This window comes from Escherichia sp. E14S1 (genome assembly GCF_004211995.1).
In the GTDB taxonomy this organism is placed as follows: domain Bacteria; phylum Pseudomonadota; class Gammaproteobacteria; order Enterobacterales; family Enterobacteriaceae; genus Escherichia.
Genome location: NZ_RHJQ01000008.1, coordinates 52527 through 69410, shown reverse-complemented (window position 1 = coordinate 69410; position 16884 = coordinate 52527). Strand labels below are relative to the sequence as shown.

At 53.7% G+C, this 16884-nt stretch carries 13 protein-coding genes; 4 read left to right on the top strand and 9 right to left on the bottom strand.

The window, feature by feature from the left end; translation table 11 throughout:
• Positions 1 to 102: 102 nt before the first annotated feature.
• The 9 genes from yegS to mdtA all read right to left on the bottom strand — a co-directional run bounded on the left by yegS (position 103) and on the right by mdtA (position 14523).
• Entirely contained in the window at positions 103 to 1002 is a 900-nt protein-coding gene (gene yegS, locus D9734_RS09295; RefSeq protein ID WP_130206974.1) for a lipid kinase YegS, read from the bottom strand.
• A 257-nt stretch (positions 1003 to 1259) separates the two neighbouring features.
• Positions 1260 to 2621, bottom strand: coding sequence for a tRNA 5-hydroxyuridine modification protein YegQ (gene yegQ / locus D9734_RS09290; RefSeq protein ID WP_130206972.1), 1362 nt, complete (start codon positions 2619 to 2621; stop codon positions 1260 to 1262).
• Between the two features lie 343 nt (positions 2622 to 2964).
• Positions 2965 to 3297, bottom strand: coding sequence for a YegP family protein (locus tag D9734_RS09285; protein ID WP_130206970.1), 333 nt, complete (start codon positions 3295 to 3297; stop codon positions 2965 to 2967).
• A 243-nt stretch (positions 3298 to 3540) separates the two neighbouring features.
• On the bottom strand, positions 3541 to 4263 hold the full coding sequence (baeR, locus tag D9734_RS09280; RefSeq protein WP_130206968.1) for a two-component system response regulator BaeR: 723 nt from the start codon (positions 4261 to 4263) through the stop codon (positions 3541 to 3543).
• A complete protein-coding gene (gene baeS / locus D9734_RS09275) occupies positions 4260 to 5663 on the bottom strand; it encodes a two-component system sensor histidine kinase BaeS (RefSeq protein WP_130206966.1) in 1404 nt (467 codons plus the stop codon). Before baeS ends, baeR begins: the two co-directional genes overlap by 4 nt.
• Positions 5660 to 7075, bottom strand: coding sequence for an MFS transporter (locus D9734_RS09270; protein WP_130206964.1), 1416 nt, complete (start codon positions 7073 to 7075; stop codon positions 5660 to 5662). Before D9734_RS09270 ends, baeS begins: the two co-directional genes overlap by 4 nt.
• Positions 7076 to 10153: a multidrug efflux RND transporter permease subunit MdtC gene (gene mdtC, locus D9734_RS09265; RefSeq protein WP_130206962.1), complete on the bottom strand. Its 3078-nt coding sequence runs from the start codon at positions 10151 to 10153 to the stop codon at positions 7076 to 7078.
• Positions 10154 to 13276 carry a multidrug efflux RND transporter permease subunit MdtB gene (gene mdtB / locus D9734_RS09260; protein WP_130206960.1) on the bottom strand — a complete coding sequence of 1041 codons (3123 nt, stop codon included), beginning with the start codon at positions 13274 to 13276 and terminating at the stop codon, positions 10154 to 10156.
• Entirely contained in the window at positions 13276 to 14523 is a 1248-nt protein-coding gene (mdtA, locus tag D9734_RS09255) for a multidrug efflux RND transporter subunit MdtA (protein WP_130206958.1), read from the bottom strand. The genes mdtB and mdtA overlap by 1 nt, the downstream gene beginning before the upstream one ends.
• Positions 14524 to 14802: 279 nt before the next feature.
• Here mdtA and D9734_RS09250 point away from each other — a divergent pair, with 279 nt between their 5' ends.
• From D9734_RS09250 to pphC, 4 genes are all read left to right on the top strand, one after another.
• Positions 14803 to 14859 (top strand): type I toxin-antitoxin system Ibs family toxin, encoded by a 57-nt coding sequence (locus tag D9734_RS09250; protein WP_001386899.1) that lies wholly within the window; start codon positions 14803 to 14805, stop codon positions 14857 to 14859.
• A gap of 272 nt (positions 14860 to 15131) precedes the next feature.
• Positions 15132 to 15191: a type I toxin-antitoxin system toxin IbsA gene (gene ibsA, locus D9734_RS09245; RefSeq protein WP_130207584.1), complete on the top strand. Its 60-nt coding sequence runs from the start codon at positions 15132 to 15134 to the stop codon at positions 15189 to 15191.
• Positions 15192 to 15411: 220 nt separating this feature from the next.
• Positions 15412 to 16071, top strand: a complete 660-nt coding sequence (locus D9734_RS09240) for a VWA domain-containing protein (protein ID WP_130206956.1) — start codon at positions 15412 to 15414, stop codon at positions 16069 to 16071.
• Positions 16068 to 16829 (top strand): protein-serine/threonine phosphatase PphC, encoded by a 762-nt coding sequence (gene pphC / locus D9734_RS09235; protein WP_130206954.1) that lies wholly within the window; start codon positions 16068 to 16070, stop codon positions 16827 to 16829. The genes D9734_RS09240 and pphC overlap by 4 nt, the downstream gene beginning before the upstream one ends.
• The last annotated feature ends 55 nt before the right edge of the window (positions 16830 to 16884 follow it).

The following is a 16884-nucleotide window of genomic DNA, read 5'->3' as shown; positions in this document are numbered from 1 at the left end:
TGATGCGACGCTGAAGCGTCTTATCATGCCTACGCACAGCAAAGGCGCTCACACCGCATCCGGCATAACTAACACTCCCTAATTCAAGAGAGAATAATTTGATTAACGCAATAACGGACAATCCGGTGGTAATCGACAACGCAGCGCCGCCGGAAGTGTTTCAATATGAAAGTTTTGTCCACTCAACGGTTCGCCATCAAGATTAAACGTAATTTCGTGTGGTGCTTGTATATCGAACCACGCCGAAGCGGCTTCGATAACATTCGGGTTATCTTCGTCAGATTTTAATGTTGATACGAGGGCCGGAAGAATTTCATCTCCGGTAAAAATGCGCAGTTGCAGCAAGCCATCGTTAATTAACGCGTTCGGACACAATTGTTGACCGCCACCGGCCTGACGCCCGTTACCAATACCAATGACCAGGGCGTCACCTTGCCAGTGAAAGTTTTCACCGCGGATTTCACAACGGTCCGGTTGCAATGTATCCATGCGCATTAAGCCATGAATGATGTAAGAGACTCCCCCCAGCGCGGCTTTTAATTTTTCCGGTGTTTCGGTGGTGATACGCGTACCAAACCCGCCCGTTGCCATATTGATAAAACAGGTGTGCCTGTTAACCTGCGCCATATCAATTGCAATAGCGTTACCGGCAATCGCCAGTTTCAACGCCTTATCCAGCGCCTCAGGGATCCCCACGCTGGTGGCGAAATCATTCGCTGTACCTAGCGGCAAAATCCCCAAAGCAGGAATGTCATCGCCTTCACACTGAATCAACGCCGTGGAGACTTCATTAATGGTGCCATCACCACCGCCTGCTATCACTGTCGCGACGCCGAGTTGGCGCGCTTCAGTCACAAAACGCGCGGCATCACCTTTCTCCCAGGTGACCCGTATATAGATCGTTATTCCCTCCTCACGCAACAGCATAATCGCCTCGCGCAATGTTTCATTGTCAGCACTTTTGCCGTTAAGAATCAGCAAACTGGCGGGAAAATCGGCCATCGTCGTATGCCTTTATTATTGATCTTTAGAAAGTGTAGAGCAGAAAAGAGAAGGTGGAGTCAGAACAGGATGAAAGTCGTGGTGCAAAAAAATAAGCCTGCGTAAGGGAGATTACACAGGCTAAGGAGGTGGTTCCTGGTACAGCTAGCATTTTATGGGTTATGTTTTTCAGCGAAACGGATGATAACCTTAATAAATGCAGCTGTATGTGATCGGTTTCTAAGAATTTTCTATCTGGGAAAAATACTTGAAATTAATCACTTGCCGTGCGGGTTACGCGTGGTTTCCCCAGAGAAATTACGCATCAGCAGCGCGTAGTTCAGTTCGAGATCCTGCGGGACTGGGATCCACACAGTATAACCATCGCCCGGCGCAACCGGCATCGCTTCGCCTTTGGCGTTTTCCATATGCTCAAGGGTAAAGTTGATATTGCCCTGTGGAGTCATCAGCTCAAGGCTGTCGCCAACGGAGAATTTGTTTTTAACCGCTACCGCCGCGAGGTCACCTTTACGCTCACCGGTAAACTCACCAACAAACTGCTGGCGGTCAGAAACGGAATAACCGTATTCGTAGTTCTGATAATCATCATGCGTATGGCGACGCAGGAAACCTTCGGTATAGCCGCGATGCGCCAGACCTTCCAGCGTCTCCAGCAGGCTGGTGTCGAACGGTTTGCCCGCAGCGGCATCATCGATAGCTTTACGATAAACCTGCGCGGTGCGTGCACAATAGTAGAAAGATTTGGTGCGGCCTTCGATTTTCAGCGAATGCACGCCCATTTTGGTCAGGCGTTCAACGTGTGCGATAGCGCGCAGATCTTTCGAGTTCATGATGTAAGTGCCGTGTTCGTCTTCAAACGCGGTCATATACTCGCCCGGACGCTGGGCCTCTTCGATCATAAACACTTTGTCGGTTGGCGCGCCGATACCCAGCGTCGGTTCAACGTTTTGCACCGGAATCGGCTCGTATTTGTGTACGATGTTGCCGACGTCATCTTCTTTACCTTCCTGGACGTTGTACTCCCAGCGGCAGGCGTTGGTGCAGGTGCCCTGGTTCGGGTCGCGTTTGTTGATATAGCCAGAGAGCAGGCAGCGACCGGAGTAGGCCATGCACAGTGCGCCGTGAACGAAGATTTCGAGCTCCATATTCGGCACCTGATTGCGGATCTCTTCAATCTCTTCCAGTGATAGTTCACGGGAGAGGATCACGCGGGTCAGGCCCATTTGCTGCCAGAATTTTACCGTCGCCCAGTTTACGGCGTTAGCCTGCACGGAAAGGTGGATCGGCATTTCAGGGAAGTGCTCACGCACCAGCATAATCAGCCCAGGATCGGACATAATCAGCGCATCCGGCCCCATTTCCACTACCGGTTTCAGGTCACGGATAAAGGTTTTCAGCTTAGCGTTGTGCGGCGCAATGTTGACCACGACATAAAACTTTTTCCCCAGCGCATGGGCTTCATTGATGCCGAGCTGAAGATTTTCGTGGTTGAATTCGTTGTTGCGCACACGCAGGGAGTAACGCGGCTGGCCCGCATAAACAGCATCTGCGCCATAAGCGAAAGCGTAACGCATATTTTTCAGCGTTCCCGCCGGGGAAAGGAGTTCCGGTTTAAACATAATTCTCTCGTTCTGATGACAGGTCAGATCCGCTTCACCTGATGAAGCGGTTAGGGGAGTGTCCCCACTTTAAGGGCGGGCATTGTAGCGCAATCGGTGGGGTTGGCTCCAGTGTAAATGTCTGGTCGTGTCCTGGTTTTGGTAAGGATGCGAATAATGATAATTTCTTCGGCACTTGCAGGAAATAAATAACGTGGCGTTCAAAAAGAAGAACAAAAATTCTTTCACCTAATATGAAACTTATCCTCCCATTATTTTAATGGCGAGGATTGATCCTTAGTATCAATAAGTCAGTGTTTATTAGAAATAAAGCCGGGCGCGCCATCCGCGCCCGGCACAATGATTAAGTCTTATCTTTCACCGTCTGGCTTACGCCATTGGTTTTTACAGAGGCAATTCCGACTTCGCGTGATTGAGCGGTAGCATACATCTGGCTGGAGCCAATTATCTGATGATTGGCCGCTTTCAGATTGAAATAAAACTTGCCGTTGCTCGCCGTCTTTTTCTCATAGCGTTCATCCTGCGGACTGTTGCTTTGTACCGAGGCGATGCCCTTTTCCGCAGAGGCTTTTGAGGCATACAATTCGCTTGTGAGAATGATTTCTCCGTTTCCCGCTTTTAACACAAAACGGAACTGATTATCACTGCTCTTATTAAGTTCAAACCAACCAGCCATATTGACTCCTTGCTTGAAATTGCGTATCGAAAACAGTATGTAACGATTTAAGTATGGGTGATATTCAGGTGGTTGCCAATCAGGGGAATACCCTCTAATGCATGGGGGAGATTACTGATAAATATGCTGAAATCTGAATACGAGCACGGCTTTATCCCTCTCTTTTTCAGAGAGGGTAATAATACTCAGTGGGCGACGGAACGGTACGCGTTGTAGTTTGAGACTGCCATTAAAAGGAACAGGCTAAACAATACGGCAGGCGTCAGCTTCCCAACGGTAACCGACGCCGTAAACGGCGCGGATAAATGACTGTTCGGCGTCGAGAGACTCCAGTTTGCGGCGCAGGTTTTTAATGTGGCTGTCGATAGTTCGGTCGGTTACCACGCGGTAGTCGTCGTAAAGATGATTGAGCAATTGCTCGCGGGAGAATACTTTACCCGGTTCATGGGAGAGCGTTTTCAGCAGACGAAATTCCGCAGGCGTCAGGTCAAGCATTTTGCCACGCCATGAAGCCTGAAAACGACCTTCGTCGATAATCAACGGATTTTCGGCATCCTGTTGCTGCAACTCGCGCTGCGGTTTGCAGCGGCGCAAAATGGTTTTGACGCGCGCCACTACTTCACGCGGGCTGTACGGCTTGCAGATATAGTCATCAGCACCAATTTCCAGCCCCAGCAGGCGATCGATCTCTTCGATTTTCGCCGTCACCATCACAATTGGGACATCGGAAAAACGACGAATTTCCCGGCACAGCGTCAGACCATCGGTGCCTGGGAGCATCAGATCCAACAGGATCAGATCCGGCGGCGTCTGGCGCACGTACGGCAGTACCTGATCGCCGTGGCTGATAAGTATTGGCGCGTAGCTCGCGGCACGCAGATAATCAATGAGCAACTGCCCCAGCTTGGGTTCATCTTCCACGATCAAAATACGCGGCGTGTTTTCGTCGATAGGTAACTCGGTCATACTTCTCTCTGTAAATCCCGTTCCAGCGGTAACTCTACTGTAATGCTTACCCCGCCAAAAGGCGAATGGGCGGCAACAATGCGACCATTATGCGCTTCAACAATGTTCAGGCAAATCGCCAGCCCCAGCCCGGAACCGCCGCTGGCACGGTTGCGGGAACCTTCGGTGCGATAAAAACGCTCAAACAGTTTTTGCAGCTGATCATCACTGACGCCCGGCGCGCTGTCGGCAAAGGTCAGGCGCACCGTTTTATCGTGCTGTTCTGCGGAGATTTGCAGGCTGCCGCCGCTGTCGGTGTAGCGCAGGCTGTTTTCCAGTAAATTATTGAACAACTGCATTAAACGGTCGCGATCGCCAAATACGGTAATGCTGTCTGGCAGGGAAAATTGCAGTTTCAGGCCACGGCTGGCGAATCGTTCGCGAAATGCGCCGCCCGCCACTTCCAGCAGTGGGATCAAATCTACCGGTGCTTTTTGGTAGGCGAGAGCGCCCTCATCAGACATCGACAACTGATGGAGATCGTCAACCAGTTTGGTCAGTGTGCCGACCTCCGCCTGTAAAGACGCCACCGTCTCCGGCGTGAATTTACGCACGCCATCCTGAATGGCTTCCAGTTCACCGCGCAGCACCGCTAATGGCGTACGCAGTTCGTGAGAAATATCGGCCATAAAATCGCGGCGCATTTGCTGGTTTTTCTCCAGCGTGCTGGCAAGCTGGTTGAAGTCTTGTGCCAGTTTCCCCAGTTCATCTTCGCTGGTGGGCGTCACGCGAGTGGTGAAATCGCCCGCCGCCAGTTTGTGCGTGCCGTCAACTAACCGTTTTACCGGTGCCAGCAAACCGCGTGCCAGTGGAAATGTCGCCAGCGCCGCCAATAAAGTAGATAAAGCCACAATCAGCCAGCTGGTTTGCCGCTGTTGCTTATCAAAATTGATATCGGTATTGCGCGTCAGGCGTTCAACGGGGGAAGCGATCACCGCGCCGACTTCCACACCATTGACCAGAATGGGCCGCCGTGGACCGTCCGGTGGAATGGGTGCGCGTGGGCCAACCAGCACTTTGTTATTTTGATCGACCACCCAGAACTGGGTACGCCAGCCGTGTGGTGGTATACCGGGGCCGGGCTTATCGTCGTTGCTATCGTGTTCAAGCGAACGCAGGATCTGAAATACGAAGCGATCGTTATTACGCAGAAAACGCCAGTTACCGTGCTGGGCGTATTGCTCGCCAAGCGCGTCGCCAAGCATTTGCAGCCGTTGCTCATTGCCATGCTTGATGTAATCAATAAAACCACGCTCAAAACTAATACGTACCGCCCAGTGCATCGTGATCAGCAAGACGATGCAGGTGGCGAAGATCGCCAGAAACAGTTTGCCGGTAATGCCGGGCCGCCAGAACTTCATTCAGTGCTCCTTTTGCGCCGCGAAATAGCTATATTTTGATGCGTATCGTTCGGCACTCTGGCAAAGATGAACGCCGGAAGGGCGATAAGAAACGCCATACTAAGCCAGGTGTACATAAAGACAGTTTGTGTGGTGCCGCTGTCGACGCTGACATGCTGCGAACCAAAAAGTCCCAGCAACAGCCCGGCGATGGTGACGCCGATACTCATCGACAATTGCATAATCATCGACAGCAGACTGTTGCCGCTGCTCGCCAGATTGTCCGGGAGATCTTTCAGCGTCAGGGTGTTCATGGAGGAGAAACGGGTCGAGTTGACCATCCCTTGTAAAAACAGGACGAACGGCAAAACGTAGTACCAGCCCAACAGAGCGGTAGTCATAAACAACAGGGTGACCAGCGACAGACCCAGCGTGGTCGCTACCAGTACCCGACGATAACCAAAGCGATTCACCACCTGTACCACAATTCGCTTCATTCCCATGCTGCCAAGCACCATCGGGATCATCATCAGTCCGGCATGAAACGGCGAGAAACCGAGGCCAATTTGCAGGAAAACCGGTGTCATAAAGGGCAACATGCCACTGCCAATACGTCCGGCAAAGCTCCCCGCCAGGCCCAGCGAAAAGGTACGAGTGCGGAACAGTTTCAGACTGAACAGGGCGCGGTGGTTATTTCTGGCGTGCAGCAGATAAAGCACCAGTGCCACCATGCCAATTGCGACCAGGCCAGCAATCGCCAGCGGCGATAAACCTGTACCTTTACTGCCGTCCAGCGCCAGGGTTAATACCGCCATGCCAACCGCCAGCAATAAAAAGCCGGAGAGATCGAAGCGCCGCGTCTGCATGGTATAGTTCGGCATTAACATCAGTGTGGCGATCGCGCCGATAATCCCCACCGGAATGTTGATCAAAAAGATCCAGTGCCACGACGCGTACTCCACCAGCAGACCGCCGAGCGCCGGACCGAGCAGCGGACCGACCTGACCGGGCAATGTGACAAAGGTCATCGCCGCCATATATTGCTCGCGCGGTACGATTTTCATCACCGTCAACCTGCCGACCGGCACCATCATCGCACCGCCAACGCCCTGTAACGCGCGTGCCAGCAACAGTTCGTTCAGCGTGCCGGAAAGCGCGCAAAACAGTGAACCGAGAGTAAACAGCACGATGGCGGTAAAGAAAATATTGCGCACGCCGATTTTATCCGCCAGCCAGCCGCTGGCGGGTAGCATCACCGCCACGGTCAGCACATAAGAGACAATGACCATGTGCATATGCAGCGGGCTTTCCCCGAGGCTTTGCGCCATTGAGGGAAGGGCGGTGTTAACGATGGTGGTGTCCAGCGACTGCATAAAGAAGCCGAAAGCCACAATCCACAATTGCCAGCGGGTGCTGTCGGGAAGATCTGTCATTTACTCGGTTACCGTTTGTTTAGGTTTACGCGAAAAACGCAGCCGCAGACGGTCGAAAAAGAGATATACCACCGGCGTGGTATACAGCGTCAGGAGCTGACTCATTACCAGACCGCCGACAATGGTGATCCCCAGGGGTTGACGCAGCTCCGAGCCGTCACCGCCCGACAATACCAGCGGCAGCGCGCCAAACAGTGCTGCCAGGGTGGTCATCATAATCGGGCGAAAACGCAGCAGACAGGCCTGGAAAATAGCTTCCTGCGGCGTCAGGTTACCGTGGCGTTGGGCTTCAAGCGCAAAATCGACCATCATAATGGCGTTTTTCTTCACGATGCCGATTAATAGCATGATCCCTATCAGGGCGATTAGGCTGAACGGGGCATTGAACAGCTCCAGCGCCAGCAGCGCCCCGACGCCCGCCGAAGGCAATGTGGAGAGAATCGTCAGCGGATGTACGTAACTCTCATACAGCATCCCTAGTACGATATACACCGTGGCGATCGCTGCGATAATCAGGATCACTTGCGAGTTCATCGTCTCCTGGAACACCTGCGCTGTTCCGGCAAAACTGCCGCGCACCGTCGAAGGCACACCAAGCTGGGTCATTGCGCGGTCGATTGCCGCACTGGCGTCCGAGAGCGATTTCCCGGTCGGCAGGTTGAATGAGATGGTCGAGGCTGCCGATAATCCCTGATGATTCACCGACAATGGCGCGTTCGCCGGTTGCCATTTAGCGAAATACGACAGCGGGATCGCTTTGCCTTCGTTATTAATGACGAACATTTTTTCCAGCGCACTGATGTCCTGGGTATAGCGCGGATCAACTTCCATAACCACTTTATACTGGTTCATCGGCTGGTAAATGGTCGAGATTTGTCGCTGACCGAAGGCGTTATTCAGCAGGCTGTTGGCAGCCTGCACGTCGATTCCCAGCCGCGCCATGGTGTCGCGGTCGTAAACCAGATTCATCTCCGCGCCGTTGTCCTGCTGGTCGGAGTTCACGTCCGCCAGTTCCGGCAACGTTGCCAGTTTTTTGCGAATTTTCGGCTCCCATTCGCGCAGTGCCGCCAGGTCGTCGGACAGCAACGTGTACTGGTAACTGGCGTTCGACTGACGTCCGCCAACGCGAATATCCTGTACCGCCATCAGGAACAGATTCGCTCCTGGCTCTTTTGCAAGCTTCACGCGCAAACGGTCGATAATTTGCTGCGCCGTTTCGCTGCGTTCGTCGCGTGGCTTGAGGGTGATAAACATCATCCCGCTGTTCACTCGCGAACCGCCGGTAAATCCGGTGACATTATCCACTGCCGGATCGTCACGGATAATTTTCATGAAATCCTGCAATTTGCCGCGCATCGCCTGAAACGAAATACTCTGATCCGCCTGAATCCCGCCCATCAACACGCCGGTGTCCTGCTCAGGGAAGAAGGTTTTCGGAATCGAGATATATAGCCAGATATTCAGCGCAATGGTGCCAAGCAGCACCACGCCCACCAGACGGGTATGATTGAGCACCCATTTCAGCGACTTGCCGTAGCCTTGTTGCAGGGCTACCAACATGCGACCAAAACCACGCAGTCGCTTTTGCTCACGCGGCTTGCTCGCTTTCAGCATCCAGCCGCACATCATCGGCGTTAGCGTCAGGGAAACCAGCAACGAAATACCAATGGCGACAGAAAGCGTCACGGCAAACTCGCGTAACAGGCGACCCGGCAATCCGCCCATCAACAGCAGCGGCAGGAACACCGCCACCAGTGACAGACTCATCGACAGCACCGTAAAACCGACTTCGCGAGTACCTTGTAGCGCGGCCTGTAGCGGTTTCATCCCCGCTTCCAGATGACGGGCAATGTTTTCCAGCACCACGATGGCGTCATCCACCACGAAACCAGTAGCAATGGTGAGCGCCATTAACGAAAGGTTATTGAGACTGAATCCGCACAGGTACATCGCCGCAAACGTACCAATCAGCGAAACCGGCACCGCAACGGCGGGAATAATAGTGGCGCGACCCGAGCGCAGGAATAAAAACACCACCAGAATCACCAGCGCCACCGAGATAATTAGCGTTTGCTCGACTTCTTCCAGCGAGGCGCGAATGGTGGGGGAGCGATCCTGGGCAATTTGCAGATCAATTGCCGCCGGAATGGTTTCCTGCAACTCCGGTAATTTCGCCCGGATACTGTCTACCGTCTGGATAATATTGGCTTCTGGCAGTTTGCGGATCATCAGCAAAATAGCCGGTTTGGCGTTGGTCATCCCGGCGTTGCGCACATCCTGCACTGAATCCGTCACCGTCGCCACATCGCCCAGACGAACCGCGCCGCCGTTGTTGTAATGAATAATCAGCGGCTGATATTCAGCGGCGGTTTTCAGTTCATCATTGGTCTGGATCTGCCAGCGGTGAGTCCCATCTTCCAGCGCCCCCTGCGGTTTACGCACGTTGGCATTGCTGATGGCGGAGCGTACATCGTCCAGCGAGACGCCCTGATTAAACAGCGCCTGCGGATTCAGCCCGACGCGCACGGCGGGCAGCGAGCTGCCACCGACATCGACATCACCGACACCGTCGATTTGCGCAATCGTCGGGGCAAGCTGTGTTGAGGCGAAATCGTACAGTTCACCTTGCGAATAAGTATCGGAGGTTAGCGTCAGGATCATAATTGGCGCATCCGACGGGTTCGCTTTGCGATAGGTCGGACGGCTTGGCATCCCGCTGGGCAGCAAACTTTGCGCGGCGTTGATCGCCGCCTGCACATCACGCGCCGCGCCGTTGATATCCCGGTCAAAATCAAACTGCAAAATAATGCGTGTGCTGCCGAGCGAACTGCTGGAGGTCATTTCACTGACTCCGGCAATGCGCCCAAGCGAACGTTCCAGCGGCGTGGCAATGGAAGACGCCATTGTCTCTGGCGATGCACCGGGCAGCGAGGCGCTGACCATAATCACCGGAAAATCAACCTGCGGCAGCGGGGCGACCGGCAGCATACGGAAGCCCAGAATGCCGCACAGGGTAATGGCAACCGACAGTAAAATCGTCGCCACCGGGCGGTAAATGAAGAGGGCAAAAAACTTCACTTACGCCTCCTCTTCATGATGGGCAAAGCGGCTTTTGGTCCACAATGCCAGGCGGTCGAACAGCAGATAAATCACCGGCGTGGTAAACAGCGTCAGCACCTGGCTGACAACCAGACCGCCGACCATACCGATGCCTAACGGACGACGCAGTTCCGCGCCGACCCCGGTACTCAACATCAGCGGCAACGCGCCAAGCAGTGCCGCCAGGGTGGTCATCAGGATCGGACGAAAACGCAACAGACAAGCCTGGTAAATAGCATCGCGCGGCGACATGCCTTGCTCGCGCTCGGCAGCCAGCGCGAAGTCGATCATCATGATGGCGTTCTTCTTCACGATACCGATCAGCAAAATAATGCCGATAATCGCAATCACATCCAGTTCGCTACCGGCAATCATTAACGCCAGCAATGCGCCGACCCCTGCGGTGGGTAGCGTCGAGAGAATAGTGATGGGGTGAATAAAGCTCTCGTACAGAATGCCGAGCACGATATACATCGCCACCACCGCTGCGACAATCAGCCAGACAGTGCTGCCCAGCGCCGACTGGAAGGCGAGGGTGCTGCCCTGGAACTGCGTGGTGATATCCACTGGCAGATTCAGCGTCTTTTCGGTGTCCGTAATCGCCTGCACCGCATCGCCCAACGAATAGTTATCCGGCACGTTAAAGGAGATGGTCGTTACCGGGAACTGATCCAGATGGTTGATGGAGAGCGGGGCAAAACGCTGCTCAATTTTGGCAATTGAGCTTAGCGGCACTACGCCACCGTCGCTGCTGGTCAGGCGAATAGTATCCAGCGCCGCAAGCCCAGGAGTATTTTCGGTGTTGTGCTCCAGCACCACGCGATACTGGTTAGCCTGAGTATAAATAGTGGAAATCAGTCGCTGACCAAACGCGTTATACAAGGCGTTATCGACGTCCGCCATGCTGATCCCCAGACGGCTGGCGCTGTCGCGATCAACATTGACATACGCCACCAGCCCTTTGTCCTGCCAGTCGCTGGAGACATCAGAAAGCTGTGGCAGCTGCTGGAGTTTTTCCATGAGCTGCGGCCCCCAGGTACTGAGCGCATCCAGTGACGTGGCCTGCAAGGTAAACTGGTACTGGGTGCGGCTGACCTGAGTATCGATGGTCAGGTCCTGCGTTGGTTGCAGGAAGAGATCGACGCCCGGCACTTTATCTACCGCCGTTTGCAGACGGGCGATGACTTTTTGCACCCGATCATCACGTTCATCCAACGGTTTGAGGTTGATCTGTAAACGCGCACTGTTCAGCGACGGGTTAGTGCCATCAACGCCAACAAATGAGGTCAAACTTTGCACTGCCGGATCCTGCAAAATCACATCCGCGACCTGGCGTTGCCGCTGGGCCATATTGGCAAAGGAGCTGGATTGCGGCGCCTGCAGGGTGCCCTGAATAATGCCGTTGTCCTGCACCGGGAAGAAGCCTTTCGGAATGAACACCCACAATAGAACGCTAAGCAGCAGCGTGCTGAGCGCCACGCTTAAGGTCAGCCACGGATGATTCAGCACTTTCGCCAGTCCACGTCCATAGGCGGCGATTATCCTGTCGAACATTTTTTCCGAGGCACGGGAGAAGCGGTTCTGTTTACGCAGCGACTCCTGGCTGAGCATCCGCGCGCACATCATCGGTGTCAGGGTCAGCGACACCACGGCTGAGATCAAAATCGCGACTGCCAGAGTAATGGCAAATTCGCGGAACAGTCGCCCGACGATATCGCCCATAAACAGCAGTGGGATCAACACCGCAATCAGTGAGAAGGTCAGCGAGATAATGGTAAAGCCGATTTCACCCGCGCCCTTGAGCGCCGCCGCCAACGGTTTTTCACCTTTTTCGATATAGCGGGAAATGTTTTCGATCACCACGATGGCGTCATCGACAACGAATCCGGTGGCGATAGTTAACGCCATCAACGTCAGGTTATTGATTGAAAAATCGAGAAACACCATGACCGCGAAGGTGCCGATTAACGACAGCGGCACTGCGACGCCTGGAATGATGGTCGCCGGAATATTGCGCAAAAATAGGTAGATAATCATTACTACCAGCGCGATAGCCATCATCAGCTCAAACTGGGTATCGTCGACCGATGCACGGATATTGGTGGTACGGTCAGAAAGTACCGTCACCTTCACCGATTTCGGCAAACTCTCGGTGAGCTGTGGCAGCATCTGCCGGATGCTGTCGGCGGTGGAGATAATGTTAGCACCGGGCTGGCGCTGAACATTCATCACGATGGCCTGTTCTTTGTTCGCCCACGCGCCGAGCCAGCTGTTTTCTGCACCTTGCTCTACAGTTGCGACATCGCCCAGACGAATCGGCGCGCCGTTCTGGTAGGCGATGATTAGCTGGCGATACTCTTCGGCGGATTGCATCTGGTCGTTCGCGGAAAGCGTGACCGCGCGGGAAGGGCCATCAAGGCTACCTTTAGCCGAGTTGACGTTAGCGCCGGTAATGGCGGTGCGCACGGTTTCGCTGGTCAGACCGAGGGCGGCAATCGCCTGGGCGTTAAGTTTGACGCGAACAGCCGGACGCTGACCGCCGGAAAGCGTCACCAGTCCGACGCCGGAAATCTGCGAGATTTTCTGCGCGACGCGGGTTTCCACCATATCTTCTACCTGCGTCATCGGCATGGCGGTTGAGGTGACGGCGAGCGTCATGATCGGCGGATCTGCCGGATTCACTTTGCTGTAAACCGGCGGGTTAGGCAGATCGCTCGGCAACAGGTTGGTCGCAGCGTTAATCGCGGCCTGCACTTCCTGCTCGGCGACATCCAGCGGTAATGTTAGCTGGAACTGCAAAGTGATAACTGACGCACCGCCGGAACTTTGCGACGACATCTGTTTCAGGCCGGACATCTGCCCAAACTGGCGTTCGAGCGGCGCGGTAACGGCAGAGGTCATCACATCCGGGCTGGCGCCAGGGTAGAGTGTAACCACCTGAATAGTCGGATAATCCACTTCCGGCAGCGCCGAAACGGGCAGGGCGCGATAACCGATAATCCCGGCGAGTAAGATCGCCACCATCAGCAGCGTGGTGGCGACAGGACGCATAATAAACAGGCGCGACGGGCCGCCTGTGCTGCTCGGGGGTAACACCTGCATCAGGAGCGTGCTCCTTTTTTCGCGTATTCGCGGCTGGTGGCTTTCTCTTCCGGTGCGGTGGCGCTCTGGGCTTCCACCACTTCCACTTTCGCTCCTTCGGTCAGGCGATCAATACCGTCCGTCACTACGCGATCGCCTGCAGAAATACCTGCGCGGATCACCACTTTCTGACTGTCCTGAATGCCCGGTGTCACCAGATGTTTGCTGACTTTATTTTCGCTATTCAGTACCCAGACAAAATGGCCTTCGTTGCCCATTTGCAGGGCGGCGGTGGGGATCACCACGGCGTTTTGTTCGGTGTCGACTAACATGCGCGCGTTAACAAACTGATTGGGAAACAGCGCATCATCCTGATTATTAAAGCGTGCTTTCACTTTAATCGTACCGGTAGTGGCATCGATTTGGTTATCGAGACTTAACAGCGTGCCTTCACTTAATTTCTTCGAGTTAGTGCGATCCCAGGCTTCAACCACCAGTGGTTTTCCGGCTTTTTGTGCCTGCACAACGGTAGCGATATCGCTTTCCGGCAGGGTAAAGACTAAATCGATAGGATGCGTCTGGGTGATCACCACAATCCCGGTGGTGTCGCCACTGGAGATTTGGTTACCAACATCAACCTGCTTCAGGCCAACGCGACCATCGACTGGCGCGGTGATGCGGCTCCAGTCGAGTTGGAGTTGTGCGCTGGCGACGCTCGCTTCATCAGCCTTAATGGTGCCTTCGGTTTCACTGACCAGCGCCTGTTGAGCATCCAGCTCCTGGCGGGAGACGAGATTAGTTTTTGCCAGTTGTTGATAACGCGCCAGGTCACGGCGGGCGTTGGCAAGCGTGGCTTTATCTTTTGCCAGTTGGCCCTGGGCTTGTGCTAATGCAACTTTGAACTGGCTGGGGTCAATTTCTGCCAGCAAATCGCCTGCTTTGACCTGCTGGCCTTCCTGGAAATGTAACGCCATCAGTTGACCATCTACGCGACTGCGCACCGTAACGGTGTTAGCAGCGGTAATAGTGCCAAGCCCGGTAAGGTAACGCGGAACTGCCTGTTCTACGGCGGTCGCCGCCTGAACCGGGGCTAATGGGCCGGAACGCATACCACGGCGACCACTCGCAGGTGGATGTTGCGCTTGTTTCGTCGCACCTGGTGCTGCGCTCTGGGATTCATTGCGGCCTTGCCAGAACCAGAATGCGGCGATGGCGGCGATAACCACCACGATTACGATTACCCAACGGGATTTATAACTGCCTTTCATCGTTAAGAGTTTCTCTTCCTGAAACGTTTCGCGGAATGATACTAGTGTAGCCAGCCAATAAGGGAGAAAAATGGAGGAATTATGAAACAGTTTCGGGAATCGTCTGAATGACGGTGCGCTTTGCGAGCATGCATCCAGTAATGACACAGGAAACTATTTTATACGCAGGTTAGCGATAGACTGCGTACATGGCAATAAGGAGGTAACCCGAAGATTTCAGCGGGATGCTGAAACGGGAAAGCCCCTCCCGAGGAAGGGGCCTTAAATAAGGAAAGGGTCATGATGAAGCTACTCATCATCGTGGTGCTCTTAGTCATAAGCTTCCCCGCTTACTAAGACTACCAGGGCGGGGGAAACCCCGCTCTACCCTCACTCCTGAAAGTATGCCTTCACGATAAGATTGTCAATCCGCAGGCTTTGTAGTCTGCGATCCTGCCAGCAAATATTCTTTGCGAGTCGTTACGCAATAATCACAGAGGAAACTATTTTATCCGCAAGTCAGCGATAGACTGCATACAGGGCGAAAGGAGGTAAGCCGACGATTTCAGCGGGACGCTGAAACGGGAAACCCTCTCCCGGAGAAGAGGGCTTTTAATAAGGAAAGGGTTATGATGAAGCACGTCATCATACTGATGATACTCTTAGTGATTAGCTTCCAGGCTTACTAAGAACACCAGGGGGAGGGGGAAACCTCTCCCTAACCCTCACTCCTGAAATTATGTCACTCCGCCCTTAGTGTCAATCGACGGCTCTCCGTTCTTGCGAGGCGAATAGCAAAATTATCTGTGCCGCCGGGCCTAATTCTGAAAATGTCTTCGTTTGCTCTTCTTTCATTATTGCAGTCGGTATGATACCAGACCTCAATAACTCTCTAAGAAAGGACCTCTTATGAGCGAACAAATCACGTTTGCCACCAGCGATTTTGCCAGTAACCCGGAACCACGTTGCCCCTGCATTCTGCTGCTGGATGTTTCTGGCTCGATGAGCGGCAGACCTATTAATGAACTTAACGCCGGATTGGTTACCTTTCGTGATGAACTGCTTGCTGATCCGCTGGCTTTAAAAAGAGTGGAACTCGGCATTGTGACGTTCGGCCCGGTGCATGTGGAACAACCCTTTACCAGCGCCGCTAACTTTTTCCCGCCCATCCTGTTTGCCCAGGGGGATACACCAATGGGTGCCGCCATTACTAAAGCCCTGGATATGGTTGAGGCGCGGAAACGTGAGTACCGCGCCAATGGTATTTCGTATTATCGCCCGTGGATTTTCCTGATCACCGATGGCGCTCCAACCGATGAGTGGCAGGCTGCCGCCAACAAAGTGTTTCAGGGGGAAGAAGATAAGAAGTTTGCCTTCTTTTCCATCGGTGTTCAGGGGGCGGATATGAAGACGCTGGCTCAAATCAGCGTCCGTCAGCCTTTGTCTCTGCAGGGATTACAATTCCGTGAACTGTTTAGCTGGTTATCCAGTTCACTGCGTTCGGTTTCCCGCTCCACGCCGGGAACGGAAGTTGTGCTGGAAGCGCCAAAAGGCTGGACGTCAGTGTGAGCTGGCGTCTGGTTTATGCATCCGTTGTTGGAACGTCGCACATTAGCGCTGATTTACCTTGTCAGGATGCCTGCCAGATGCAGGTTGCCTGGCTAAATGACCAGCAGCCATTATTGTCGGTATTTGTCGCTGATGGCGCAGGCAGTGTCTCGCAGGGTGGCGAAGGCGCGATGCTTGCCGTCAATGAAGCGATGGCTTATATGTCGCAAAAAGTGCAGCACGGTGAATTTGGACTCAATGATGTCCTCGCTACGGATATTGTGCTGACCGTTCGTCAGCGACTTTTTGCCGAGGCGGAAGCCAAAGAATTAGCGGTTCGCGATTTTGCTTGCACGTTTTTGGGATTGATTTCATCGGCTAATGGCACCTTGATTATGCAGATTGGCGATGGCGGCGTGGTGGTAGATTTTGGGCATGGTCTGCAACTGCCGCTTACGCCGATGGTAGGTGAATATGCCAATATGACGCACTTCATTACCGATGAAGATGCCGTTTCCAGACTGGAAACTTTCACCAGCACCGAGCGTGCGCACAAAGTTGCAGCATTTACGGATGGTATCCAGCGACTGGCGTTAAATATGTTGGATAATTCTCCGCATGTGCCTTTCTTTACCCCGTTTTTCAATGGACTGGCGTCAGCAACGCAGGAACAACTCGATTTATTACCTGAATTGTTAAAGCAGTTTTTGTCCAGCCCGGCGGTAAACGAGCGTACGGATGATGATAAAACGTTGGCACTGGCGCTGTGGGCAGAGTGAGTTTCTCATGGCGGTTGAAGACAACAATTCAACCGCCAGTTTAAGCAATCAATAT